This window comes from Tolypothrix sp. PCC 7712 (assembly GCF_025860405.1).
In the GTDB taxonomy this organism is placed as follows: Bacteria; Cyanobacteriota; Cyanobacteriia; order Cyanobacteriales; family Nostocaceae; genus Aulosira; species Aulosira diplosiphon.
On sequence record NZ_CP063785.1, the window covers coordinates 5,090,019 to 5,116,483 of the forward strand.

The 26,465-nt window shown below is 41.8% G+C and carries 18 protein-coding genes and 1 CRISPR repeat array; of the genes, 7 read left to right on the forward strand and 11 right to left on the reverse strand.

Features of this window, described 5'->3' with window-relative positions:
• The first annotated feature begins 277 nt into the window (after window positions 1-277).
• A complete protein-coding gene (locus tag HGR01_RS20810; RefSeq protein WP_045870195.1) occupies window positions 278-1,924 on the forward strand; it encodes a purple acid phosphatase family protein in 1,647 nt (548 codons plus the stop codon).
• A gap of 137 nt (window positions 1,925-2,061) precedes the next feature.
• On the opposite strand, the gene HGR01_RS20815 is transcribed toward HGR01_RS20810, so the two are convergent.
• A complete protein-coding gene (locus tag HGR01_RS20815; protein WP_081583999.1) occupies window positions 2,062-3,330 on the reverse strand; it encodes an ATP-binding protein in 1,269 nt (422 codons plus the stop codon).
• 330 nt (window positions 3,331-3,660) lie between these two features.
• Between HGR01_RS20815 and HGR01_RS20820 the strand changes: the two genes are divergently transcribed.
• From HGR01_RS20820 to HGR01_RS20830, 3 genes are read left to right on the forward strand one after another with little or no spacing between them, the layout of a single operon-like run.
• Complete coding sequence (locus HGR01_RS20820; RefSeq protein ID WP_045870500.1) at window positions 3,661-4,146, forward strand: DM13 domain-containing protein; 486 nt, start codon at window positions 3,661-3,663, stop codon at window positions 4,144-4,146.
• Window positions 4,147-4,187: 41 nt separating this feature from the next.
• Entirely contained in the window at window positions 4,188-4,985 is a 798-nt protein-coding gene (locus HGR01_RS20825; protein ID WP_045870196.1) for an SDR family NAD(P)-dependent oxidoreductase, read from the forward strand.
• 12 nt (window positions 4,986-4,997) lie between these two features.
• Window positions 4,998-5,567: an NADPH-dependent FMN reductase gene (locus HGR01_RS20830; protein ID WP_045870197.1), complete on the forward strand. Its 570-nt coding sequence runs from the start codon at window positions 4,998-5,000 to the stop codon at window positions 5,565-5,567.
• Between the two features lie 626 nt (window positions 5,568-6,193).
• Here the strand turns inward: HGR01_RS20830 and HGR01_RS20835 are convergent.
• From HGR01_RS20835 to HGR01_RS20875, 9 genes are all read right to left on the reverse strand, one after another.
• Window positions 6,194-6,508, reverse strand: a complete 315-nt coding sequence (locus tag HGR01_RS20835; RefSeq protein WP_045870198.1) for a hypothetical protein — start codon at window positions 6,506-6,508, stop codon at window positions 6,194-6,196.
• Between the two features lie 488 nt (window positions 6,509-6,996).
• A CRISPR array of direct repeats spans window positions 6,997-7,323; the repeat unit is 35 nt; unit sequence GTTTTCAATTCATCACCCCTCACGGGGATGGAAAC.
• Between the two features lie 582 nt (window positions 7,324-7,905).
• The gene (locus tag HGR01_RS20840; protein ID WP_045870199.1) at window positions 7,906-8,181 is read right to left on the reverse strand and encodes a hypothetical protein; all 276 of its coding nucleotides are present in this window, start codon (window positions 8,179-8,181) and stop codon (window positions 7,906-7,908) included.
• Between the two features lie 723 nt (window positions 8,182-8,904).
• Window positions 8,905-12,129, reverse strand: a complete 3,225-nt coding sequence (locus HGR01_RS20845; RefSeq protein WP_081584000.1) for an efflux RND transporter permease subunit — start codon at window positions 12,127-12,129, stop codon at window positions 8,905-8,907.
• Between the two features lie 11 nt (window positions 12,130-12,140).
• Complete coding sequence (locus tag HGR01_RS20850; protein WP_228045567.1) at window positions 12,141-13,454, reverse strand: efflux RND transporter periplasmic adaptor subunit; 1,314 nt, start codon at window positions 13,452-13,454, stop codon at window positions 12,141-12,143.
• Between the two features lie 480 nt (window positions 13,455-13,934).
• Window positions 13,935-14,549 carry a nitroreductase family protein gene (locus tag HGR01_RS20855; protein WP_045870503.1) on the reverse strand — a complete coding sequence of 205 codons (615 nt, stop codon included), beginning with the start codon at window positions 14,547-14,549 and terminating at the stop codon, window positions 13,935-13,937.
• Window positions 14,550-14,891: 342 nt separating this feature from the next.
• A complete protein-coding gene (locus HGR01_RS20860) occupies window positions 14,892-15,914 on the reverse strand; it encodes a tRNA-dihydrouridine synthase family protein (protein ID WP_045870200.1) in 1,023 nt (340 codons plus the stop codon).
• Window positions 15,915-16,081: 167 nt separating this feature from the next.
• Window positions 16,082-16,333 (reverse strand): hypothetical protein, encoded by a 252-nt coding sequence (locus HGR01_RS20865; RefSeq protein WP_052335174.1) that lies wholly within the window; start codon window positions 16,331-16,333, stop codon window positions 16,082-16,084.
• A gap of 82 nt (window positions 16,334-16,415) precedes the next feature.
• Window positions 16,416-16,895, reverse strand: coding sequence for a hypothetical protein (locus HGR01_RS20870; RefSeq protein ID WP_052335175.1), 480 nt, complete (start codon window positions 16,893-16,895; stop codon window positions 16,416-16,418).
• A gap of 128 nt (window positions 16,896-17,023) precedes the next feature.
• The gene (locus HGR01_RS20875) at window positions 17,024-19,309 is read right to left on the reverse strand and encodes a response regulator (RefSeq protein ID WP_045870201.1); all 2,286 of its coding nucleotides are present in this window, start codon (window positions 19,307-19,309) and stop codon (window positions 17,024-17,026) included.
• Window positions 19,310-20,031: 722 nt separating this feature from the next.
• On the opposite strand from HGR01_RS20875, the gene HGR01_RS20880 reads away from it, so the two are divergent.
• Window positions 20,032-23,502 (forward strand): PAS domain S-box protein, encoded by a 3,471-nt coding sequence (locus tag HGR01_RS20880; RefSeq protein ID WP_052335176.1) that lies wholly within the window; start codon window positions 20,032-20,034, stop codon window positions 23,500-23,502.
• A gap of 435 nt (window positions 23,503-23,937) precedes the next feature.
• On the opposite strand, the gene HGR01_RS20885 is transcribed toward HGR01_RS20880, so the two are convergent.
• Window positions 23,938-24,225, reverse strand: coding sequence for a Mo-dependent nitrogenase C-terminal domain-containing protein (locus HGR01_RS20885; RefSeq protein WP_045870203.1), 288 nt, complete (start codon window positions 24,223-24,225; stop codon window positions 23,938-23,940).
• A 143-nt stretch (window positions 24,226-24,368) separates the two neighbouring features.
• Between HGR01_RS20885 and HGR01_RS20890 the strand changes: the two genes are divergently transcribed.
• Both HGR01_RS20890 and HGR01_RS20895 read left to right on the forward strand, forming a co-directional pair.
• Entirely contained in the window at window positions 24,369-24,590 is a 222-nt protein-coding gene (locus tag HGR01_RS20890) for a hypothetical protein (RefSeq protein ID WP_071989390.1), read from the forward strand.
• 306 nt (window positions 24,591-24,896) lie between these two features.
• Window positions 24,897-26,357, forward strand: coding sequence for a family 10 glycosylhydrolase (locus HGR01_RS20895; RefSeq protein WP_052335177.1), 1,461 nt, complete (start codon window positions 24,897-24,899; stop codon window positions 26,355-26,357).
• The last annotated feature ends 108 nt before the right edge of the window (window positions 26,358-26,465 follow it).

Genomic DNA, 26,465 nt, shown 5'->3' on the forward strand with positions numbered 1-26,465 from the left:
ACCCATGATTAAAAGTTTCCGCCACCATCACAAAATGGTAGCCCTAGTACAGCACGGCGGAAATCAACCATCTATTTGGAATGGGTAAAAAGCTTGCGGTATAAGTATTCTTTCTTTTTACTTTTTACTCCTGCGGAGTTCGCCAGTTGCTTTATGCCGGGGAACCCGTCCACCGCACTGGCTCACTTTTTACTTTTGCCTTGTTGTACTAGCCCTTTTATTTCTGCTTACTGTATGCTTTACGCTGGTAAGCGTGCGTTCATTTGGGCAAACAATTATGACATCAGCACCGCAATTGCTGACTGATCCATTTTTGCAACTACCAACTGAAACCTCAGTGCGAGTAGTTTGGTTTACAGAGTTCGCTGGTAGTAAACATACAGTCAATTACGGAGAAAATCTCAATCAGACTGCCCGTGCAAGTACAATGAAACTGAGTCGCGCTAGAGAAGATCAGCGATCGCATATCGGTAAGCAAGCTGGAGATGGTCAAGTTTATCAAAAACCTGTTTGGCGTGATATTTGGCGACATGAGGCTGAGGTAAGTGGGTTAACTCCTGGTGTGCGGGTGAATTATCAGATTACGAGTGTGCGGGAAGATGGGGAAAGCATCAGCAGCGATATTTTTACCCTTGCAGCTAATCCTAAACCAGGAACACCATTGAAAATTTTACTCACCTCAGACCATCAACTGAAGCCGATGACAGCAGCAAATCTGCAAAAGGTGGTTGAGACAGTAGGTAGAGTAGACGCTGTGTGGTTTGCTGGTGATTTAGTTAATATAAGCGATCGCGCTTCCGAATGGTTTGATGATCATCGCGGTGGTGCGTTCTTTCCTGGATTACAAGGGCGCGCTAACTATGAAATGAACCATAATGGAGTCAAAACTTCCTATACTGGCGGTAAAATCATTCAACACGCACCCTTGTTTCCCTGTATTGGCAATCATGAGGTGATGGGGAGATTCCAAAGAACAGCAACTTTAGATGATGAATTTAATGATACGATTCCCCGCGCCGTAGCTCAAAGATTATATAGCGGTAAATCCCTAAAAGATAATTCTTTTAATACTGATACTTACGAAGAAATTTTTACATTACCAACAAGTAAAACAGGCGGAAAGCGATATTATGCTGTTTCCTTTGGTGATGTGCGTTTAGTAGTTCTTTATGCCACTAATATGTGGCGCAGTCCTTACTTGAATGGTACATATAAAGGGAGATATGACGAAATTAGCCAAGATTTAAATAATCCTGAAAATTGGGGTTATGGACAGTTAATTTATGAACAAATTGCTAAAGGTAGCCAGCAATATAATTGGCTAGAAGCAGAACTTAATAGCAATGAATTTAAACAAGCAAAATACAAAGTTGTGATGTTTCATCATCCACCCCATACTTTAGGTGATAACATCGTCCCAGCTTATACAGAGCCAGTACAAATAATTGAACGAGATAATTTTGGTAATATCAAAGCAGTGCGTTACGAATATCCTAAAGATGCTGATTATCTCATCCGCGATGTCATGCCTTTACTAGAATCTGCGAATGTACAATTTGTTTTATATGGGCATTCTCATTTATGGAATCGCTTTGTTAGTTCTAGTGGAATGCACTTTTTAGAAACATCCAATGTTGGCAATTCTTATGGTGCAGCTTGGGGTGAGAGAAAGCGAGAAGTCCCATCTGGATATCAAGAAGAATATGTGGTATCTGGTGACCCAAATGGTCTAGAGCCAATAGTACCAACAATCGCTCCATTATTAGGAGAAGATGGTAAACCGATGCCTTATATTGCCAGTAACGACATCACAGTTTTTAGTATTTTCGACACAGCCACAGGTACAGTTAGCAGCTATCGTTTTGATACTCGCAAACCCGATTCTGAAGTAATTAAGTTTGATGAGTTTACTTTTAAAGCCTGATGTAGGGTGTGTTGTCGCGCAGCGCAACGCACCAAAATTGTTGTGTTTCGCTACAGATAATATTTTATATATTTCAAAGGGATAAAATCCAAAATCTTATCATTTTGTGGGGTGGACATCTTGTCAGCTTTCCAAGTTCAATTCAGAACAGGTAATTGCACAGTAACATCAGTTCCAGTTAACGGCTGAGACTGGATACATAATTTACCACCATGAGCATTTACAATGCGTTTAGTAATCGCAAGTCCCAACCCCGTACCTTCAGCTTTTGTCGAGAAAAATGGTTGAGAAAGCTTGCAGAGAATTTCTGGTGGAATAGGATTACCATCATTATGCACATTAATATAAACTGCATCAGGTAGCACAGTATTCACTTCCCACTTGATAACATCTCCATCTGCAACAGCTTCGCAAGCATTGCGGACAATATTAATAAAAACTTGTTTCAGCTTGTCCCTATCCCCAGAAATTTTTACCACAGAAGATGCAGGAATAAATTCAATTTTTCGATTTAACGCTTCTGGCATTTCCTGGATGGTTAACAGCAACTCCTGAATAAAATCATTTACATCCAATTCGCAAAGCTGCAATACTTGAGGTTTAGCGTAGAGCAAAATTTCGCTTAATAGCCGTTCTAAACGACCAGCTTCGCTCAATGCTAAAGATAATCTCTCTTGAGAAGCTTCCGTCAAAATAGTTTTCTTAAAATACTTCAATCCCATCACCATAGTAGTTAAGGGATTACGAATTTCATGGACAATAATCGATGAAAATTCACCAATAGCAGCTAATCTTTCCTGTTCAACTAACTTAGCCTGTACTGCTCGTAATTCTGCCGTCCGGTTTTCTACCTCTGCTTCTAATTTTTGATTAAATTCACATTGTTTTTGATATAAATGATAGTGATCAATTGCCGTAGCTGCGCGTTCCGCAAATAGTTCTACAATTTGAATTTCATCACTTGTAAATTCACGTGCTTGTTGATGAAAAGAGCAAATTGTCCCAAATACTTGACCTTCAGAAGTTTGTAAAGGTATGCCTAAATATGCACGATAACCAGGTGCAGGTTTGCCATATTTGGGATTAGCAATAGCATCCTCAACGGCTAACGTCCGCTTAACTTCCATGACTGTACCAATTAACCGACCATGTAATGCATAAACACGCGGTGCATCTTCCGGTATTTCAAGACTACTGGCTAGGATAGTTTCAAAACCTTCTTGGCAAAAGGTAACAACTGTCCAATCAACTGCTATTAACTCGCTAACTCCGCAAGCAATATTATGCAAATAGCTGCTTAATTCACCAGTCCGATAATTTAAAGAAGATAAAAGCTCGATTATTCTGCGTTCACGCTGCCAAGATTGGTGTTGTAACAACATTTGGCTATTACTGGTGTTACTCATGGATATAAGTTACCAAATTTATCAAAAAGAATGAAAAAATTAATGAATAAATTTTCTCTACCCACTAAAAAGTAGAGATTACAGGAATTTTATAGCCAAATTCTACTAGAGATAGATGCCGTGCGTATACAGCACAATTATGAATATTTGCTTAAATTAACTTAAAAATATGCAATCCCAACTCAAAATTGAGATTTTGCTGAGAAAACTATAAGAAATTTCAGGGTAAAATTTCAGCTTCAGCCCTGAAATTCCTTAGTTACGCATAATTTTTATCTTGAGTAACAAAGCAATAATTACTTTAAAGGTTAAACAAGAGGATTTTGAGTGATGCAATTCAAACCTTTATTAATAGTTAGTGCTGTTTCTTTAATCGTAGTTAGCTGTGTAGGAAATGTCTCGAAAAATCAGGATATTGTTAATGCATCTGTGAGTCCGATAGCAACGGCTCAAAATGTCTCTGCACATAAATCTGGTGCTTTTATTTCTGGTGAACATACAACTAAAGGCATAGTTCGCATTACTACCAAAAATGGTAAATCTATTCTGGAACTAGATAAGTCTTTTAAAACTTCTACTTCCGGCCCAGATTTAGTAGTCATCTTACATCGTTCAGATAACGTGCTGAAATCAACTCAAGCACCATCATATCCTTTAAAAAAAGATGATTATGTAATTATTGCACCTTTACAAAAATATAGTGGCGCTCAAAGTTATGCCATTCCTAACAACATTAATTTAGCTGATTATAAATCAGCCGCTATTTGGTGCCGGAAGTTTAATGCTACTTTTGGCGTGGCGCGTTTGAGTAGTTAAAACTTAGCTAAAAACTGAGAATTGCTGACAAGGAGATAATTATGAAATTAGCAGGAAAAGTTGCTTTGGTTACTGGTAGTAGCCAAGGAATTGGTCAAGGAATTGTAATACGTTTGGCTCAAGAAGGTGCAGATGTTGTGATTAATTATCGCTCTCATCCAGAGGGAGCAGAGGCAACTCTAGCAAAGGTGGAGGCTGCTGGTGGTAAGTGTTATATGGCTCAGTGTAGCCAAGCTCACGGTTACACAATTCAAGCAGATTTAGGAAGTGTAGATGAAGTCCAGCAATTAATTGCAGAAAGCATTCAGCATTTTGGCAAGTTAGATATTTTGGTGAATAATGCTGGAATTGAAAAACATGCACCATTTTGGGAAGTCTCTGAAGCTGATTATGATGCTGTGATGAATGTCAATTTAAAAGGAGTTTTCTTTGCGACGCAAACTTTCGTAAAACATTTGCTTGAAACTAAAAGAACCGGAAAAATTATTAATATTAGTTCCGTCCATGAAGAATTACCATTTCCTAACTTTACGGCTTACTGTGCCAGTAAAGGTGGGATGAAAATGCTAACTCGCAACTTGGCTGTTGAATTGGGTTCTCTGGGAATTACAATTAATAATGTTGCGCCTGGAGCAATAGAAACTCCCATTAATACTAAACTTTTAAACAACCCTGAAAAATTGGGGGCGCTATTACAAAATATTCCCCTTGGGCGTTTGGGACAACCACAGGATGTTGCTTCTCTAGTTGCATTCTTAGCTTCTGCTGATGCTAACTACATTACAGGTAGCACCTTCTTTGTGGATGGTGGATTGTTGTGGAATTATCAGGAACAGTAGATAGAAAAAACTATGGTAAATTCATCTTTATTTATTCCAGTCATCCTTGGCACTCCCCGTCAAGGTCGTCAAAGCGAATATGTTGCTAAATTTATTGTGGAACAAGTTGCCACACGCGATCGCCTCCAGACCGAACTGATAGATATTAGAAATATTGCGATCGCAACTGATGATGCAGGTGAATCAATCAAAGATCCTCAATTTTCCGCCACTATGGAACGCGCCGATGGCTTAATCATTGTCGCACCCGAATACAATCATGGTTATCCAGGTTTGCTGAAGCACGTACTCGATACCTGTCTTAAAGAGTACATCCACAAAGCTGTAGGAATATGTGGCGTGTCAGCAGGTTCTTTTGGCGGTACCAGAGTCATCCAAAACCTACTACCTGTAATGCGGGAGTTGGGACTAGTGACAATTTTTTATGACCTTAACTTTAGCGAAGTTCAGAACCTATTTGATGAGTCAGGTAATTTAATTGACAAACCAACATACATTCGTCGAATGTCAAGGTTTATGGACGAGTTAATTTGGATGTCAACAGTCCTCAAATATGGACGGGAAGTAATGAATTTGGAATGAGGGGATTGGGGATTAGGGATTGGGGATTGGGGATTGGGGATTGGGGATTGGGGATTGGGGATTAGGTAATGGGTAATGGTGATTTAAAACTATGAAATAGGCTATAACACCTGTTATAGGTCTATAAAGTTTCCATCCCCGTGAGGGGTAAGTGATTTAAAACATAATGCAGGATGGCATTCCTACAGGAGGTCATAGGAGTTGTTTCCATCCCCGTGAGGGGTAAGTGATTTAAAACCCTACTCTTGCAGAAAGCTTACCAAATAAGGCTTACATAACTGTAAAACTGAGGGGGGTCTGTTTTACCTGTCAATAGACTATAATTATTGACAATAAATACAGTCTTTAAGTAACTCAAACCCTTATACAGTAGGTTACCTGAGGGGGTCTACGAAACAATCAGCCTTTAAGACTTTGGACGACCCCCTCAGTTTACATTACTTAACAAAATGACTGCAGGAAACTAACTAATAGAGAATGTTTTAAAAGTCTTGCGGTTGATAGCAAAACGTTTTAGCTTCTCCTAAATCCTTTTTAAAAAGGGAGCTAGTACGATTTAGTTTTCAAGGTGCAGATTTTGGTATAAACAGTAGCATAGCGACCTACAAAATTCAATCTCTCAATTATTAAGAAAGCAAAAGCAGATATTGTTTTCTCAAAATGCCCTTTTGCTTTCTCGTTTGATGATATTTAGTAAGTAAAAGCAGATATTGTTTTCTCAAAATGCCCTTTTGCTTTCTCGTTTGATGATAGTTAGTAAGTAAAAGCAGATATTGTTTTCTCTCAATGACCTTTTGCTTTCTCATTTCAGTATATTCAGCAAGTAAGAGCAGATATTGCTTTCTCAGAATGACCTTTTGCTTTCTCATTTCGGTATATTCAGCAAGCAAAAGCAGAGATTGCTTTCTCCTTTGCGTCAGTGCATCACCGAACACCATCATCACTGTGTAGCCAAAACTATCAGAGATTTGCTAAAAGTACGTTAGCCGTTCGCCCTAGCGTTGCGTAGCAAAGAGAAGGCTTTAGCGGAGCGATCGCTCTTAATTGATATGCTAACTTTTATTATTGTTTTGGCTTTTGGTTTGTCTGTAATACTGAAAAGTTAATGTTTTCGGCTTTCAAAATTCTAAGTGTTTTGTTATACTATTACTCAACATTACAGTACCTCGAAAACTTAATATAACGTTTCCTAGTGAAAGTTAAAGTATTAGCTTTTACCTTTCACACGCAAATTTTTAGCGGGGGTATGCCAATGCTGGAAACCCTTATTCTTTCGTTGACCCCCGCTAATCGCTTACTGAGTAAGGCTTTAAGATGCTTGTCGTGGTGGCTTATTGTCAGTAAAGTATGCTTATTGATAGTAAAATTAGACCCCCCGCTAAAATGACACTTTCAAACCCAGTCATAGCAAGCGTTCTAAAAGGGTAGGGTTTTCAATTCATCACCCCTCACGGGGATGGAAACCTGTCGCTTGTGCCTGTTGCATACCAATTGTATAAAGTTTTCAATTCATCACCCCTCACGGGGATGGAAACTGTTATTAACTGCTTTAGCAGTTTTAATAACTGTAATGTTTTCAATTCATCACCCCTCACGGGGATGGAAACTGTTGTGTAAATAAATAAACCAAAAAAGAATTGGAGTAGTTTTCAATTCATCACCCCTCACGGGGATGGAAACGTCGACTTAATCAAAGGCAAGCATGGATTACCTTTGATTTTGTTTTCAATTCATCACCCCTCACGGGGATGGAAACCATACTTATAGGGATAGGGGGGAGGCATTCGCCATATGTGTCAACTTAAGCTTAAAGCTATATACGGCGCGTGTTGTACAAATACCTCGCGCCCTCATCCCCTAACCCCTTCTCCCGCAGGAGAAGGGGAACTAAATTTCTTACTCCCCTCTCCTGGTGGGAGAGGGGCTGGGGGTGAGGGCAGAACCTTGTCGCCAAGCGGGTTTCACGTTAAGTTGACACCAATGGGCATTCGCTTCCCTCGTTTTCAATTCATCACCCCTCAAGGGGATGGAAACTAGCAGTTATATGCACATTATCCTGTCTGCTTTGTAACTTCTTTGTCACCCTGTCGAGTATTTGATATAAAAAAATGAAGTATTCAAATTTGAACACTTCCTAAAAAGCATTGAGATATTTGGTATAGCTATTTCCGTGGTACTGATGATTGCAAGGACTCACACATATATCTGTCCTAATACTGCTCGGTTAAGCGATTTGAATTCAAAATTGGTTTTGGGGTAAAGGTTAAGGGTTAAAGGTTTTTTCTTTCCCTTGAACCATTCCCCTGTTCCCTTAACCCACAAGTATTGATATCTGTCGTTACTTTTCTTTATTTGTACTAGAGCGAATAGCTTTATCTAAATCTCGCAGTAATTCTTCTTCTGCATCTCGTTCTTGCTTGAGTTCGCGAACCATTTCTTGACTGGAGCCAATCAGCAAACCAGCAGCGCCACCAATAATGGCGTATTTTGCCGCCAAATCCTTATACATTGGGCTTGTATAGGGGGAAGGAAGTAAATAGGCAATAATAAAACCTATTCCTGCGCCTAATAGTGCGGTGACAATTCCAGAGAAAGCGATCAGTTTGGCGTTCATTTGCTTTGCTCCGATACTCAACACCCCTGTTATATCTTGTTTGGTTAAAGACTCATCATGAAGACTATGGGGAGCAAGGGGAAACAGAGAAACTCTGTTTTTGCACAGATACCCGTATCATGAATTAATTAACCGGACTTGATATGAAATTATTGGGGTACACTTTCATTGTCTCAGTGTATTTCTCAGTCGGATCGGAATCTTTAAAATTTTTTAATCAGCTGATATGGGTTTAGAGTTAGGTGTGTTAAGTACGGAGTCGGCATAATAGAAATTTGCGATCGCTCTTGGCTAGGATTTTAATATCACCTAGCTGGGGTTAAGCTCATTAGCGATTGATTTGTGACTTATTAAAGAAGCCGGCAGAATTGGGGGATTCTCCCCCAAACCCCCGATTGGGTGACGGTTGCGTCCCCCAAACCCCCTCCAAAATGATTGTTCGGTTTTTTGTTGAGTTAGTAGTTTTTTGGTTTTGTTAAGCTAAACCACATCTAATTTGCAATTGTATATTTATTGTGGGGGAGCCACTGTGTTGCGCGGGTTCCCCGCGTTGTAGCAAGTGGCGTTGGGCATCTTGCCCGCCCCATATATGCAAGTTAAATATGGAAGGTTAAGGGGGAAAGGGGAATGGGGAATGGGAAAGAAAAACCTTTAACCCTTAACCCTTAACCCTTAACCTTTCCCCCTTAACCAATTTTGAGAGCAGTATTGCTCTGCTCACATTTACCTGGAATCACCGGAACCGCGCTCATCACCACTCCCCACCCCAGCAGCTACTTGTTCCTCTTGTATATCAGAGTTAGGCGATTTGGTTTGATGAGCAGGTTTGCGTTTTAAGAAGCGTTCTTCTAAATTCTTGATGATGACATACAAAACTGGCACAATTAGTAAGCTTAAAACTGTTGCTACCAGTAATCCCCCAAATAACGCTGTTCCTAAAGACCAACGGGAGGCGGAACCTGCACCGGAGGCGATGACGAGGGGGAAGAATCCCAGCAATGAGGCGCTGGATGTCATGACGATGGGTCGAAATCGCTCTTGGGCGGCTGTTAAGGCTGCTTGGGTAATTGTCATTCCTTGCTCAAAGGCTTGGTTGGCGAACTCGACAATCAAAATTGCGTTTTTGGAGGCGAGTCCGATTAACATTACCAAGGCGACGTTGGCGTAAACATCGTTTACCAAACCGCGCAATGATAGCGCACTTAATGCACCAAACAAGGCTAAGGGTACAGTTAACAGAATAATTGCTGGGTCAACATAACTTTCATACTGAGCAGCTAGGGTGAGGAACACCATAATAATCCCGAAGCCGAAAATCAGAATCCCTAAGTTACCTGCGGATAATTCTTCGCGGGCGGTTCCTGTCCAATCGCTACCTACGCCTGGTAATGCGGTGGCGGTTACTGTTTGCTGCATGGCTTGGATTGCTTGTCCGCTACTGTAACCCTGTGCTTCTCTACCTTGGATACTGATGGAACGGAAGCCGTTGTAGTGAGAGATCACAGATGGCCCTGTAATGGGTGTGAGTTTGGCTACTTCACTCAAGCGCACCATTTGGTTGTTTGCCGATCGCACATAAAGTTGATTAATATCATCAGGCGATCGCCGATAATTGCCCTCGGCTTGGACGTAAACGCGATAGCTCTGCTGTCCCAAGGTAAAATCATTGACATACTGGGAGCCGATGGCTGCGCCCAAGGTGTTGACAGCTTGCTGAAAATCAACATTGAGTGCTTCTAGGCGATTGCGATCGAAGTCAATTTGAAACTGGGGTGTACTGGCGGTAAACTGCGTAAACACTCCACCTGCTAGGGATGGTTGTTGGTTGGCTTGAGCAATCACCGCTTGGGCGTTGGCGAAGAAGTCATCTATTGTCAATCTGCCATTGGTGCGGTCTTCTAGTTGTAACTCAAATCCCCCCAAGGTGCTAAAACCTTGAATTGGCGGCGGATTGACGGCGGTAATAATTGCTTCTGGGATGGTTTGAAATGCGCCATTAATTCGCTTTAAAATTGCTGAGGCGCTTTGGTTTGGGTTGGTGCGTTCCTCCCAAGGTTTCAGTTTGGCAAAGAAGACACCGCGATTTGAGCCGCTACCAGCAAAACCAAATCCGGAAGTTGCAAAAACGTTTTCAATTTCTGGTTCTTTTTGCAGAATTTGTTCAAGTTTGGTAATTACTTCATCTGTATAATTGAGGGCAACTCCATCGGGGCCTTGAATAATCCCTAAAACAATCCCCTGGTCTTCATTGGGTACAAATCCTGTGGGCACCTGGGTGAACATAAAATAAGTTCCAAATAATCCCACCACAAACAAGGCGACGACAGCATAACGCAGGCGAATTAAAAAGCGGACAATTGCCAGAAATCTATCGATAATCCATGCCACAACCTGATTAAATTTGGTAAAAAACCAGCCCAAGGGGCCGCGTTTGGGTTGCGGTGGACGCAGCAAAATCGCCGCCATACTGGGACTGAAGGTAAGGGCGTTAAATGTGGAAATCACAATAGAGAAGGCAATGACTAAGGCGAACTGCTGATACATTTTTCCGGTAGAACCTGGGAAAAATGCCACGGGAATAAATACCGCCATTAATACCAGCGATGTTGCAACTACCGCCCCCGTCAATTCTTCCATTGCTTCAAAGGAAGCTTGCAGCGGCCTGACTCCCTGTTCAATTTTGCGGGCGATCGCTTCCACAACGATAATTGCATCATCCACAACTAACCCTGTGGCTAAGATTAAGCCGAATAAAGTTAAATTGTTGAGGGAAAATTTGAATATGTAAGCAAATGCTAATGCACCAACTAGGGAAACCGGAATTGCTACCAGGGGAATAATTGTGGCGCGCCAGTCTTGGAGAAACAGAAAAATCACCAAGACAACCAGAACAATTGCTTCCACCAGAGTTTTCACTACTTCTTCTAGGGAAGCTTGCACAAAACCCACGGTATCGTAAACCACCTGGGTTTTTAATCCGGGTGGAAACTCTTTGCTTAACTCTTCCATCTGCGCTTCAATGTTTTTCGCCACATCTAGCGCATTACTTCCCGGTGATTGATAAATTGCCAGTCCAATCGCAGGTTTACCGTTATTTCTGGCATTGCTGGCGTAAGTCTCCGAGCCGAGTTCCGCACGTCCTACATCTCGGAGTTTTATTAAATCTCCATTACTCCCAGCTTTAATAACTAGGTTCTCAAACTCCGCCGCATTTTGAAACTGACCATTTACCCGCAACGGAATTTCATAGCTTTGTCCTGGGGGTATGGGTGCTTGTCCCAAGGTTCCGGCCCCAGCGAGAATATTTTGCGATCGCAGTGCTGTCGCCACATCTGCCACAGTTAATTGCCGACTCGCCAAGGCATTAGGATCGAGCCATAGCCGCATAGCATAGCGTTTTTCCCCAAAAATCGTCAAATCTCCGACTCCTGGCGTTCGCAGCAGTTGATCGCGTAAATTTAGGTCAATATAGTTACTAATAAATAGCGGATCGTACTCGTTATTTTCGGCATAGAAGGTATACACCAACAAAATACTTGTGGAAGCCGTTTGTGCTGTCACACCCAGTTGTTGCACGCTGGTGGGTAAGCGGGGTGTTGCCCTGGCGATGCGATTTTGTACGTTAACCTGAGCAATATTTTTATCAGTTTCTGCACCAAAATATACTGAAATTTGACTGCTGCCTGCGGAACTGTTCGAGGTCATGTATTGCATACCCTCGACACCGTTAATTTGCCGCTCTAGGGTTGTAGTCACAGCACTTTCAACGGTGGCAACATCTGCCCCGGTATAGTTCGCTGATACCTGAACCCGAATTGGGGCAATATCTGGCAGATAATTAAGTGGTAGTAGCGGAATACACAGGCACCCCAAAAGCAGAATCACTAGGGTACAAACGGTAGTTAACACCGGGCGTTTGATAAAGTTGTTCGCGATCGACACGCTCAAGTCTCCTGGATTTAGGATTGGGGTTGAATGGGTGTGCCTTCTCTCAGTTTGAGAATGCCAGAGGTAACAATGGTTTCGCCTGGTTTAAGTCCTTCCAGAACTTGATAATTCGTTCCTTGAATATCACCAAGACGCACTAAACGCTGATGCACAATTTGCTGTGGCTTGCCGTTAACAGTTGTATTTTCTGTGACAAAGACAAAACTTTGTCCGCCAATCCGAGAAATAGCCACAGTGGGAATCAATACCCCTGGTTGGCGATTCCAAATAATCCGCGCTTGCACATATTGCCCATCGCGCAATCTTCCTGGGGAATTATTAAAACGTGCTTTGCTTAAAATCGATTGTTGATTAGAACTAACTGTAGGAGAAATATAGTTAATTGCCCCCGTACCAATTACTTGCTGCGTCGTTGGATCGACTAACTGCACAGGTAAGCCAACTCGTAGTTGCTTCAAGCGATTGGAAGGTACAGAAAGATTTAAATCTAGGGCATCATTTTGAATAATGGTGGTGATAGTTTGCCCAGTGGAGACATAATCCCCAATTTTTACAGGAAATTCACCGACTATGCCATTAATCGGTGATACTACACGTTTAAGATTCACATTTACTTGCGCCGCAGCCGTACCTGCTTGGGCTTGGCGGATATTCGCCTGAGCTTGCCTAATACCAGCATTCGCGGCTGCAACTTCCTTATCTGCGGCTTGTAAATCCGCGATCGCACTTTGCACATTATTCCTAGCAATATCTAACTGCTGCGCTGCTAACGCCCCCTCTCTGACTAATTGTTGAGTGCGGTTCAATTGGGTTTGCTGAAGCTGAAGATTTGCAGCTACTTTAGTACGCTGTGCCTGGGCTTGTTGTAGCTGTGCTTGCGCCGTTTTTAACCCCGCTTGGGCAGCATTAGCGGCGGCGATGGAACTAGCAACATTTGCCTGAGTCTGATCCAAACTCAAAGATGCAATGGGCGTTCCCTTCTGCACCCGTTGCCCGCTAGACACGAGAATATTTTCAATTCGCCCCTGAATTTGCGGTTGTAGCGTCACTTTTTGCTGTGCTTCTAACGCTCCCACAAAATTGGTACTTTCTTCAGTCGTACTAGTGGCAACTTGCTGAACTTTTACTGGTAATGCGGCATTTTTAGCACCTGCGGCGGGAGCAGATTGAGTGGGAGCAGCTGCACGCTGATTCCCAAAACGAGAAAACACAGTCATCCCGCCAATAGCTAAGACTACACCCAGCCCCAACCCTACCAGCAGCCCTTGTTGTCCCGAAAGCCTTTTGAAAGCGGAATTATTGATTTTCGGATTAGGAGTTTCCATTAGCGCAACCTTCCACTGCCCAAGCAAAATTAACTGAATGTAAATTGGTAATTTACAGCGTTGTTCAGGTAAATGAGGTACGCAGGTAGGGGCACGGCACTGCCGTGCCCTTACAATTATCTGTACTTCGCCAACTTGCAATCTGCTGTATTTATGAACTAGTGATTTATCGTCAAAGTTATGAGAATTTGCTAGGGTTCAGATCCCCGACTTCTTGAAGAAGTCGGGGATCTCACAGCCCCACATGATTAACGCGATAGACCACTAAAGCGGAACAATTAATTATTAGCTGAACTAAATAATTAGTCCTCCAACCTGAGTAGGAAAATATTCATCTCAACTCTCAATACTTGTCGGTTAAGGAGAAAAGGGGAAGGGTAAAAGGGGCAAGAAAAAACCTTTAACCCTTACCCTTTCACCTTTTCCCTAAACCAAATTAAGAGTTTAAAATCCTTAACCGACAAGTATTGCCTCAAAACTTCAATCTTGGCTGTTGATAACTGGTGAGACTTGATTCCAACTACCAGAGAACACATAGGTTTCTAAAGGTTTGCGGCTGCGTAGCGCCAACTCTCGTTGCTGTAACTTTTCTGAGAGAGTTTGCGGATCGCCAAGATAGCCAAGGGCGATCGCAGCTACAGGCTCATAACCATCTGGAATGCTGTATACTTCTTTGGCTTTAGCTACATCAAATCCCGCCATTTGGTGAATAAATAGCCCTAATGCCATAGCTTGGATTGCTAAAGTAGTCGTCGCTGCACCGACATCATGAAAGGCGTGCCGATTTTCTGCACCGTTGCGCTCAAAGTTAAGTTTGGCTACGGAAATCATCAAAACTGGGACATTTTTCGCCCATTCTTGATTTCCTTCTACTAGGCAATCTAATAAACGTTGAAATTCTACTGGATTGTCTTTAGTAGCAACAATAAAACTCCACGGCTGCTCATTGTAAGAAGATGCTGCCCATCCTGCTGCTTCTAAAACAGTGCATAATTTATCTGTTTCCACTAGTTCCTCAGAAAACGCCAAAGGACTCCACCGTTCCCGCAGCAATTCTTCAACTGGATATAGAGTATCAGCAGTTTTGTTAGTCATGAGCAGCTCTTTTCTGGTAGCAATATTCATTACACCTTACCTCAAACTTTTATGCGCGCAGCAATCTATTAATAGTGTGAGTCACAGCTAGCTAAAAAAACTCCACCCTTAAGGGGATGGAGTTTGAAAATGGGCATTGGGCATGGGGCATGGGGCATGGTAATTTATTCTCTCCCAATACTACAAGGGATAGCGTTTTGAACTCAAAATAGCTTTTGGGGAAAAGGTGAAAGGTTAAGGGTTAAAGGTTTTTTCTTTCCCATTACCCATTACCCATTACCCATTACCCATTACCCATTACCCATTCCCCATTCCCCTTAACCGAAAAGACTTGGAAGTCTCTTACACACCTTGATAGGGTTCTAGGGCTAAAGTTTTTGTTTCTTCACCTAGGAGAAAGCGATCGCAAATTTTAAATAGTTCTACCTCGGTTTGTGCCTGACGCATCAGTCGCAGGAAATGCCCTTGGGCATCTACACTTAAAGCAATGTAATTGAGAAACATTTTTAGGTAGCCGACGCGCGCCCGCTCTGGTATATTGGGTGCTTCTGGGGTTTGCCATAAACGCTCAACATAGTTGCGTACTTCTACTAATGGCATGGGTGCGATCGCTTCTTTTCGCAAAGCTTGGCGAATTTGATTAAATAGCCAAGGATTCCCAATCGCCCAGCGTCCCACCATCACACCTGCTGCGCCAGTTTGAGCAAGTATTTCTAAGGCTTTTTTCGCTGAGTAAATATTACCGTTAGCCAGCACTGGACAATTTACCCACCTTACAGCTTCCGCAATCAAATTATATTTGACTGGGCCGTGGTACATATCTTTGACCGTACGACCATGCAAACTCAGCAAATCAATGCTGTGGCGATTAATTAAATCTAGAATCTTGTAAAAAGTATCTGTATTTTCAAAGCCTACACGCATCTTGACAGTCAAAGGGCGATCGCTAACGGCTTGTCGTAATTCTCCCAAAATCCGATCCACTTTTTCTGGCGTAAGCAGCAATCCACCCCCGACTTGCTTGCGATAGATTCTTGGTGCTGGACAGCCCATATTCAAGTCAACGCCAGCAATATTATATTTGCAGAGTTCCTTTGCTGTTCTGACCAAATCTGGAATACTTTCGCCAATCATTTGAGCAAAAACCGGGCGGCCTGTGTCGTTTTCGGTGATTGCTGCCAGAATGCTCCGATTTAGCCGTGAAGTCTCATTAACGCGGAAATACTCGGTAAAGAAATAGTCAGGGCTACCATATTGGGCAATGACTTTCATAAACCACAGGTTTGTCACATCCTGCATGGGTGCAAGCGCAGTGAGAGGTAAGCCTGTTTGCAGCGATTGAGGGAGCGATACCTGGGACGACATATAAGATGAAGAGCATTCGACAAAGCATCACTCTATCAAAAAATCGTTGCTGCGGTTCCAGCTATTGTGAGGGACTTCATATTAAAATCTAAAAAATCTGCTTATCTCTGCTGATAACTGCTTCAAAGCCAGCCAATTTCTACATTATCAAATTGAAAAATACTGTATCAAACACGTGGCTTTAAACGCTTTTCTCTACCGAGTAAAAAAACTAGATAAAAACGCTTTTTAAAAAAGGGAATGGAAAGCCTCATATCCACAGCATGATTCCTACTCACCCGATTTTCAAACACCCTTTTTAGCTCCGCTAATTGGACAGATGTAAAAGTAGCTGCTGTTTGAGGAGGAATACGGGCGAAGAATTTTTGTACAAATGGATCGGGTTGTGAATTAGGTTTGGTAAAACGGTTTTTTGGCATATTAGGTTCCTGGTAATAATCAATTTGGCAATTCGTAATTCGTGATTACAAAATAACTCAGTATTTAGATTTCATAGTATTATTAGAAATCGGGGCTGTGTTGATAATCCCAACACTTATCATCACGCCAGACTCTATTTGTATTTTCACATTCTGATTGGTCAGAAATCCAAGGAATTGAAGTTGGATAATAAGCACTGGATTTGGCAGCGCGAGAAGATAAAGCAAAAGAAAATATAGTATAGCTAGAAGCAGATATAATTCCGAGAATTGCTATGATAAACAAGATATTTTTAATAGTCCAAAAAGGATATAACCCTTTTTCATAGCGTAAACGCTTTTGAGAACGACGTTCTAAACCTCCTAGCAATACCAGATAAAACCTTAATCCTGGAATTGGTACTGTAACTCTAATGTCTAAAGGATGACGATTCCAAGAACTAGAGCCAAAACCCCTGTGTATAGCTGCTAATTGCTCTGCCGTAAAGGAATTTGCTATTTGGGGGTCAATTTCAGCGAAAAGCTGCTCAAAATTAGGATCTATATACTGAATATTTTTCATAATATCGGTGTTGGAATATACATAGTTATTACATAAGTCCTCTCTTTCATTCCGGACAGATGCTTCGCTTCATCAGGAACATAATTAGGCTTTAAAATTAATTCACATACAAGCAGGGAAAAGCCTTTTTAAAGACCAATGGCAGCTTGATATAAAGATTGAATGTTTTGTCCATCTTGAGGATACTCAACCACAGCACAATTGCAAACGGCTTGAAAGCGATCGCCATTGGCATCTGTGAATATTTGCTGGCGGAGAGTAGTTAAAATATTACCTAAGCGGTCTTTGACTTCTGGTTTGGTTAACCCAGAAAATCCGATGACAAATTCTCCATTGCCCCAATAACCAAGAACTTCGCCGCTACACAATGTAGATTGAAATAGACGACTCCATCGTTGCAATACTTGGTTACCAGTTTCATGTCCATATTTGCTGTTGATTTGGCGTAAATCTGTGATACTCAATATCGCCAAGCAAAGGGAATGCTGATGTTTTTGGGCTTGAATAATTAACTGCTGCAAGTCGCGGCTAGACTGTAACTGATTTGCTAATCCGGTGAGCGAATCTTTAGTAGAAAGCGACTGGAGTAAGCGACTGCGTTCTAAGCGATGATTAATCCGCGCTAATAGTTCTGCGCCTACTACTGGTTTAATTACATAGTCATCTCCGCCAACCGCAAACACCTGCTGCACGGTTTCTATGTCGCGGTGTGCGGTGAGAAACATAATCGGCAATTCCTGCCATTGCGGATCTGTGCGAACTGCTTGGCATAATTCTATGCCACTGATATCAGGCATTTCCACATCCAAAATCAACAAATCTGGTGTGGTGGATTGCAGTAACTCCCAGAAACGCAACGGCTTGTCTAATGCTGTCACCCGCATCCCCCAAGGTTCCAACATTGAGCGCAATGCAGCTAGAATCACAGGATCGTCATCGACAACCAAGACATTCACTCGTAAATCGTGAGTGCGCTGTAATAGTTGAGATGCAACATCCCAAATTTGAGCGGCTGTTACAGGTTGAGCTAAAAAACCCCGTGCGCCATACTGCGCCAAAGTTACGCGTTCTGCTAACTCATCAGCAGCTAGTACCACAACGGGTATAGGCGGAGTCCGAGTAGCTAAATCTGATAGCAACGCCAAACTTTCTTGTCGATGTCCCATTTCACTGACATTTAGCACCACTAAATCTGGTGATGTAGTTTGTAGTAGGTTTTTGGCTTCCGCTAACTTGGTAATTTGTTGCCAGTCTATACCTAAGTTGCCAACAAGTTGTTGCAAATGCGAACTCAGTTGCGGATTGGGGTCAATTAATAGTAATCGCTGACTAATTTCTTCTGCATTCAAGGTGGTAGTTGGATTGGAATTTTGCCCCATCAAATTGATTAAGTTACCCAACTCTTGAATTTGCGATCGCAATTGCGTTTTTTGAGCCGCAGATAATTTGGCATTTTTCCCCAAAATCTGCTCAATTTCCCGCGCTATCTGAGTACCCGTCTCTAGCTCAAACATTCCTAACACACCAGCTAGCTTATGAGCTTCTTTTTCTGCGGATTGGCGTAACTCTAGAGATAACTCTCCAGAAAGTGCAGCGGCGGCTGCTTGCAGTACCGCCATCCGTTGCTGCATCAACCCTTCATATTGATGCCACAACTTACTCATTGCTTGGTTAAACTGCTGTTGAATATTAGAGACGGGTAATTTTGGTTTATCCTCTCTTCTCTGCTCCCCCGCTGCTTTCACCGCTGGGTGCAATCGATATCCCAAACCATATACATTTTCAATCCAATCGACTGCGCCGACTGCTTTTAACTTTTGCCGCAAGCCTTTAATGTGCGATTTAACACTTTCTTCTTGGGGTGGATCGTCAAAAGTCCAGAGATGCTCGATAATATTTCCCCGGCTAAAAACTCGGGAAGGGTTGCGGATAAATAACTCGAGCAGGCTGTATTCTTTAGGTGTTAAATCTAGGAGTTTACCGTTAAATATTACTTCGCAACTACTTGGATCGAGACTTAATCCGCCAATTTCCAGCACTAGAGAAACAGGAGTATCACCCCGACGTAACAGCGCCCTCACCCTGGCTTGCAGTTCTCCTAAATCTAACGGTTTGATCAGGTAATCATCAGCACCAGCATCAAGCCCACGGATGCGATCGCTAGTTGCATCTTTGGCGGTAATTAACAAAATCGGGGTGGAGTTACCAGCAGAACGTAAGCGTTGACATAAACTAATACCGTCCAGTTTCGGTAATCCCACATCAATTAATATCAAATCGTAGTTATAAGCTTGACTATATTCCCAACCCGCATATCCATCTGGCGCGATGTCAACAACATAATTGTTTTGGGTTAAAGAATTTGCTAAGACACTGACTAAAATCTCGTCGTCTTCAATCAGCAAGATTTTCATTAATTCATTAAGTAGCTCGTGTTAAAAATTATCGTTATGGCAATGCAGAAGGCAGTCTAGATGAAAAAATTTTACAGCCAAGCATGAAAAACTCCACCCACAAGGGGATGGAGTTTTTGGGCATGGGGAATAGGGGATGGGGCATGGGAAAGAACATACCAATGCCCAATGCCCCAAGCGGCGGGGCAGCTATCCCTCTCCACCCACAAGGGGATGGAGTTTCCCGCCGCTTTCAATGAAAAGAACTCTTGTATAGAGGCGATTAATCGCGTCTCTCCAACTCAGCACTCTTCAAGTTCTATCGCAGGATAGATAAACACATACACCCACTGAAAGATAATCACTGTTAGCAAATGCTATAGAATTAGCGAATTTCTTCAGTTTTCCGTTCCTACTCGAACTCTTCTAAGAGCAGTTGGCTACAAAATTGAGAATCGTTGTGACGATAGTTACATTGAATCTTAATGTATTGACCAATAGTTCCTTGATGGTACAAGCCCCCAGATTTATCTGTGGAATCAATCCAAAATCCGTCTTGAAAAGTTTGCTCAACGGGGGGAACCCCCGCACGCAACTTTTCGCAAAATCTAAAATCTAAAATTGTTTGACGCTTAAGCAACCTCACACCAGCTCAAGAAATTGAACCATGCACCAGAGATTAACCCTCAGGAGTAGATTCAGATACTAGAACAGTACTTTCCAGAAACGGAGTTAAGTGTTTGATGACTGAGGCACATTCACAATTGCTCAAGGGCGATCGCAGCAGGTGGAAGGTATTGCTCACTAAACTGTTACACTATGGCGTTGCCTTATTATCAGTTGTCTTAGCACTGGTGATTAACCTGAAGTTAAGTCCGTATCTGGATGCAACACCAAGTCCACTATTTTTCGTCGCAGTCATGGTGAGTGCTTGGTATGGAGGTTTAGGGCCAGGACTACTAGCAACTGCTGTGTCTACAGTAGTAATTCATTACTTCTTTGTTGAGCCTGTCTACTCATGGAGTGTTTCTTATTCTGGCAGTTTGGTGCAACTGAGTGTTTTTCTCATGGCAGCTTTGCTGATTAGTTCACTGAACGAAGCACAAAGAGCAGCCAAAAGAAAGGCTGAGGCGAATTTGGGAGCATTAAGGCGGAGTGAGGCTAAGTTTGGTTGTTTGGCAGAGTCCAACATTATTGGCATTATTGTGGCGGATTTAAACGGCCCCATCTTGGAAGCCAACGACATATTTCTGCAAATGGTGGGCTACACCCAAGAGGAGTTACGGTCTGGGCGAATGCGTTGGCGGGAGATGACTCCGCCAGAATACCTGGAGGTGAGCGATCGCGCTGTTGAGGAGCTGCTCACAACTGGAGCCTGTAAACCTTTTGAGAAGGAGTATATTCGTAAGGATGGTTCTCGGATTCCGATACTGCATGGCGCTGTGATGTCGGGAGAAAATACCGTTGTTGGTTTTGTGCTTGATATTACTAACCGCAAACAAGTAGAGGAAAAACTACAGCGTACGAACCAGACGCTACAAACTCTCATTGATCTCTGTCCAGTTGCCATTGCTTTTCTTGATCCTCAAGGGATTGTCAAGTTGTGGAATCGCGCCGCCGAGCAAATTTATGGTTGGAGTGCAGAGGAGGTAATTGAGCAATTTATGCCCACTGTTCCCCATCGCCACCAAGAATTTCTAGCCAGTATTCAAACAGTATTGAGTGGGCGATCGCTCCATGCAATTGAAGTCCAGCATCAGCGCCAAGATGGGCAAATGATCGATGTGGAGATTTGGTCTAATTTAGCCCATGATGCTGAGGGAAATCCTGGTTGTTTGGGTATCGGTTGGGACATCACCCATCGCAAGCAAGTAGAATCGGCACTCCGCCAAAGTGAAGCTAGATACCAGGTACTAGTTAGTAATATGCCAGGAATGGTTTATCGCTATACGCCCTCAACCGATGGTTCGGCTGCTTTTACCTATGTCAGTTCCGGCGCAAGAGAATTGGTAGAATTGGCACCGGAGACGATTCTTCGAGATGCCAATGCTTTTTTCAGCTTAATTCATCCTGATGACTGGGCATCCTTTACAGATTCCGTGGCGATCGCTATTGCTAATTCACTACCTTGGGAATGGGAAGGACGGCTGATTACACCATCGGGACAACTGAAGTGGGTTCAGGGCCGTTCTCGTCCTGAGCAAACGGAATCTGGTAAAGCTTGGGATGGTCTGTTTTTTGATATTACTGATCGCAAACGCGATGAAGAAGCTTTACGCCGCAGTGAAGAACGCCTCCGCGTCAGTCAAGAACTTTCCCTTGATGCCTTTACTATTTTAGATAGCGTACGCGATCAAACCGGAGCAATCAGAGATTTTGTTTGGACTTATGTCAATCCCAAAGCAGCCGAAATTCTCAAGCATCCTGTGGAAGAACTGGTAGGAGCATATTTGCTGGAAGTGCTTCCTGGTAATCAATTTAATGCCGAGTTGTTTCAACGCTATGTCCAGGTTGTAGAAACGGGCAAAGCCCACGACATTGAATTATTCTACAATGCCGACGGGATTACGGGATGGTTCCGGAATATGGCCGTGAAGCTAGGGGATGGGGTAGCCATCTCGTTTAGCGATATTAGACGTAAGCAAACCGAGGCGGCGCTGCGCGAAAGTGAAGAACGCTTGCGATTGGCTTTAACAGCCACCAATCAGGGACTTTTCGACCTCAATGTGCAAACAGGTGATGGTGTAGTCAGCCCAGAATATGCTCAGATGCTAGGTTACGAGCCAGAACAATTTCAGGAAACCAACGCTCAATGGCGCGATCGCCTGCATCCCGATGACTTAGCATCAACTTATCAAGCCTATGAAGATTATATTGCGGGCAAAATAGATATTTATCGTGCCGAGTTCAGACTGCGAACAAAATCAGGTGCTTGGAAATGGATTCTTTCCATAGGTAAAATCGTCTCTTGGGATAGCCAGGGTCAACCTTTGCGAATGTTGGGAACCCATACGGACATTACCGAGCGTAAACTCTCCGAAGCAGAGCGAGAACGACTACTAGAAAGAGAACAAGCAGCCAGAGGAGAAGCCGAAACCGCCAACCGCATCAAAGATGAATTTTTAGCGGTGTTATCCCATGAATTGCGATCGCCTCTCAATCCCATTCTCGGTTGGTCACAGCTACTGCTGGCAGGTAAACTAGATACCACAACCAGCCAACGCGCGATCGCAACTATCGAACGCAACGCCAAACTGCAAACCCAACTAATTGACGATTTACTCGATGTCTCCCGGATTTTACGCGGTAAACTGGCTTTGCAAATTTCTCCAGTCAATATCGTGACAATTGTGGAATCTGCTTTAGAAACCGTGCGCCTAGCAGCAGAAGCAAAACATATTCAAATTCAAACAGTTTTTATAGATGATACTTTACAAGTATCTGGAGATGGGGCAAGACTACAACAAATAGTCTGGAATTTGCTGACTAATGCCGTTAAATTTACACCAGAAAATGGACAAGTTGAAATCTTTGTAGAGCAAATTGGCAACCATGCCCAAATTCAAGTAAAAGACAATGGTAAAGGTATCAGTCCAGAGTTTTTACCTTACGTTTTTGACTATTTCCGCCAAGAAGATAGCAAAACCACCCGCAGATTTGGGGGATTGGGTTTAGGTTTAGCGATAGTTCGTCATTTAACTGAACTACATGGCGGAACCATTTATGTAGATAGCCCCGGAGTTGAACAAGGAGCAACCTTTACAATTCAACTCCCACTCATATCTAGTTCCGTTTTTATTAATCAGGATGGCGAAACATCGCCACAAGTTTTCAGTTTAAAAGATATCAAAGTTTTAGTCGTTGACGATGAGCAAGATGCCCGTGAATTTGTAGCTTTTTTATTAGAGCAAGAAATGGCAACAGTCGTCATGGCTGCTTCTGGAAATGAAGCTTTAACAGCTTTAACCCAATTTCAACCCAACATCATTCTCAGCGACATCGGAATGCCAAATATGGATGGCTATATGTTGATGCAAAAAGTGAGAGCCTTACCACCAGAACAAGGCGGATTAATTAAAGCGATCGCTCTCACAGCTTATGCAGGAGAATATAACCAAAAACAGGCTCTCAAAGTCGGTTTTCAAAAGCATATTGCCAAACCCGTAGAGCCAGAAATTTTAATTAAAGCTATCTGTGAAATGATTAGGGCATAGGGCATAGGGCATAGGGCATTGGTAAGCTAAACCAAATCTAGTTTGCATAATCTGAAATTGTATATTTATTGTGGCGTTGGGCATCTTGCCCGCCCAATATATGCAAGTTAAATATGGAACAGACAGATAAATTCTTCGTAGGGGCACGGCATCCACAATCTTTTGGCATGTCCAATATCTTACAGGTGCCGTGCCCCTACAATCTGTCGCATTCTTGAAAATATTAGTGTATTGCTTTCAATAATATTCATATATAAATATGTTTTTCATCCTTGTCCCAGCATTTGAATGCAAGGAAAGGAGGTTAGCTGAATGTTCAAATACTATTACTACCTATAATAATTCAAAAACTCAATAAATTTGTAAATAACTAATGACAAATGACCAAAGACAAATGACAGCCTCAGCCAATTATCTTTAATTTCGCCGACATCCTTAGCAGTATTTTGTTACATCTTCTCCACATTCATCTACTAAGTATGACAAACACTTAAAACGCAGACCAACTACTTCTTCATAGAAGGGGTTGATTTTACACAAAGGTGGGATTTGAAAAAGTGTATGACCTAAAACTTTGACAGTTTTTTCAAAAGGGCAATGAGAGGGAATAATTGTGCATAATAGTTTAGCCAGATGAGAATTATGGATTTCGATACCATCAATTTGATATCGTATGTGATTTAATAAACTGTTATTCAATTGAGATTTATTTAGTACTTCCATTGCTCCAATTCCTCTGATTAATTTGTTGCACCTCTAAAAGTACAACTATCTTCAGAGAAAAACATCGTATAATTACTAAACTATTTTTTTATTTTTTGAAAATCAATTTTTGATTCAGTAAAATTACTGAAAGAACAGCCGCAATGTCAACACATTCCAACCAGCACCCAATTCTAACCCCAATTTTGCGATCGCCTGTACGTTGTACCCGTGAAACATTTTTTGATGTGATTGAGTTCTGGGTGGACAACAGAATCATGATTGAACTGCTAACAACAGAAATGGCAACTCAATACTTACAATTTACAACTTACCCAAAAACCAAAAAAATGTTTACAGCAGAATTGGTAGTAGCTAAAGTGTAAGTCATGTCAATAACATTGGCTGAGTTGTTAATTGATTAAATTGTCAGCATTATACTGAACTTAAAACTTCTCCTCTTAATCAAGAAGAGGAGAAGTTTATTATTTAGGAAATATCGTAAAACCTGGATGTAGTGCCCATACGTGCAATCTTTAGAATTTTTTAAGCTGGTTCTTTTATAATTCTCATCACACCGCCGTCTTGAACATGGTAAATTTGCTACTTGAAGATTAAGTAATGGGTAATTGGCAATTAGAACAAACATCCAATACTAAACTCCAAGCCAAGCATCAAACTCAACATCATTTATGGAAATTCGCGGCATTTGGCTCACCACAACAGATAGTAAAGTATTAGACGACAGAAAAAATATTGCCGAGGCGATAAAATTTCTCGCTGAAACTGGATTTAACGTTGTATTTCCTGTTGTCTGGAATCAAGGCTCAACTAATTATTCTAGCCAAGTGATGAAAGAAAAATTTGGCATAGAAATCAAAGAACGTTTTCGAGATAAAGTTAATAAAACAATTAAAGATCCTTTACAAGACCTAATTGAAGAAGCCAAAAAATTTGATATTGCGGTAATTCCTTGGTTTGAATATGGCTTTATGAGTTCTTATAAAGGAGATGGCGGAAAAATTATTCAAGCAAAACCTCAATGGGCTGCCTGTGGTGTTGATGGTAAACCCCTGGTTGTCAATGATTATTATTGGTTAAATGCCCTCGATCCCGAAGTCCAAGAATTTATATTAAGTATATTTTTAGAAGTCGTAAATAAGTATGGTGATGGCATTGCAGGCATTCAAGGAGACGATCACTTGCCTGCTTTTCCTATGGAAGGTGGTTATGATGAAAAAACTATTAAACGCTATCAAGATGAGTTTGGTCAACCACCACCACCACCACCAAAAAGAAGAAATCCTCTAGATCCAAAAGAACCACTAGATCCACTCTGGCAAAAGTCAGAATGGAGACAACAATGGCGACAATGGGTAACATGGCGAGCTGATATTCTTTCCCATTTTTTACACCGCCTCTATCGTGCAGTAATTAATGTCAACCCAGACTTAATTATTTCCATGTCTCCAAATAATTATCCTTGGTGTTATGAGAACTACCTCCAAGATTCGCAAACTTGGATTGATTGGGGATTAGTTGATTTAATTCATCCACAGATATATGACAAAGAATTGCAACTTTATCAAACAGGGATAGATAAGGTAATATCTAAACAATTTACACAACAGCAATTGCCACAATTAATTCCAGCTATTCTTTTAAAGAAAAGTACCTATAAAATTACTCCAGAATATTTAGAAACTGCCATCAAAACTAATCGTTGTCTGGGTATTCAAGGAGAAGTTCTGTTTTTCTATGAAGGTTTACGAGAAGATAATGATGCTTTAGCTAACGTTCTCAAATCTGGTGTTTACTCTCAACCAGCCGGAAAATTAGACCCAAAAGAAATTAAAAAAAATACTTTTACTCATCGACGCATTAATAATTATACAGAGATAAGTACATCACCAGAAAATATTATCAAGGTAGAATTTGATTTGGTTGAGCCATTTTCTGAAGGTTTAGCAGCCGTTAAAATGGGTTACAAATACGGCTACATTGATACCACTGGTAAACTCGTTGTCCGTATGGAATATGACAAAGCTGAACCTTTTTCAGAAGGAGTAGCTCTCGTCAAAATTGACGAAAAAGATGTCTATAGCGGCTATATTGATCAAAATGGAAAATTTATGAAGTTGCTGGCTAATTGATAGGCTATGCCAACTATCAATTTAACCCCTTTATCCATGCTATATGAAGATTAGTTTTTGTTAATCAATACCTGAGATTGCTCCTTAGCTGTTGGGAATACTAAACCT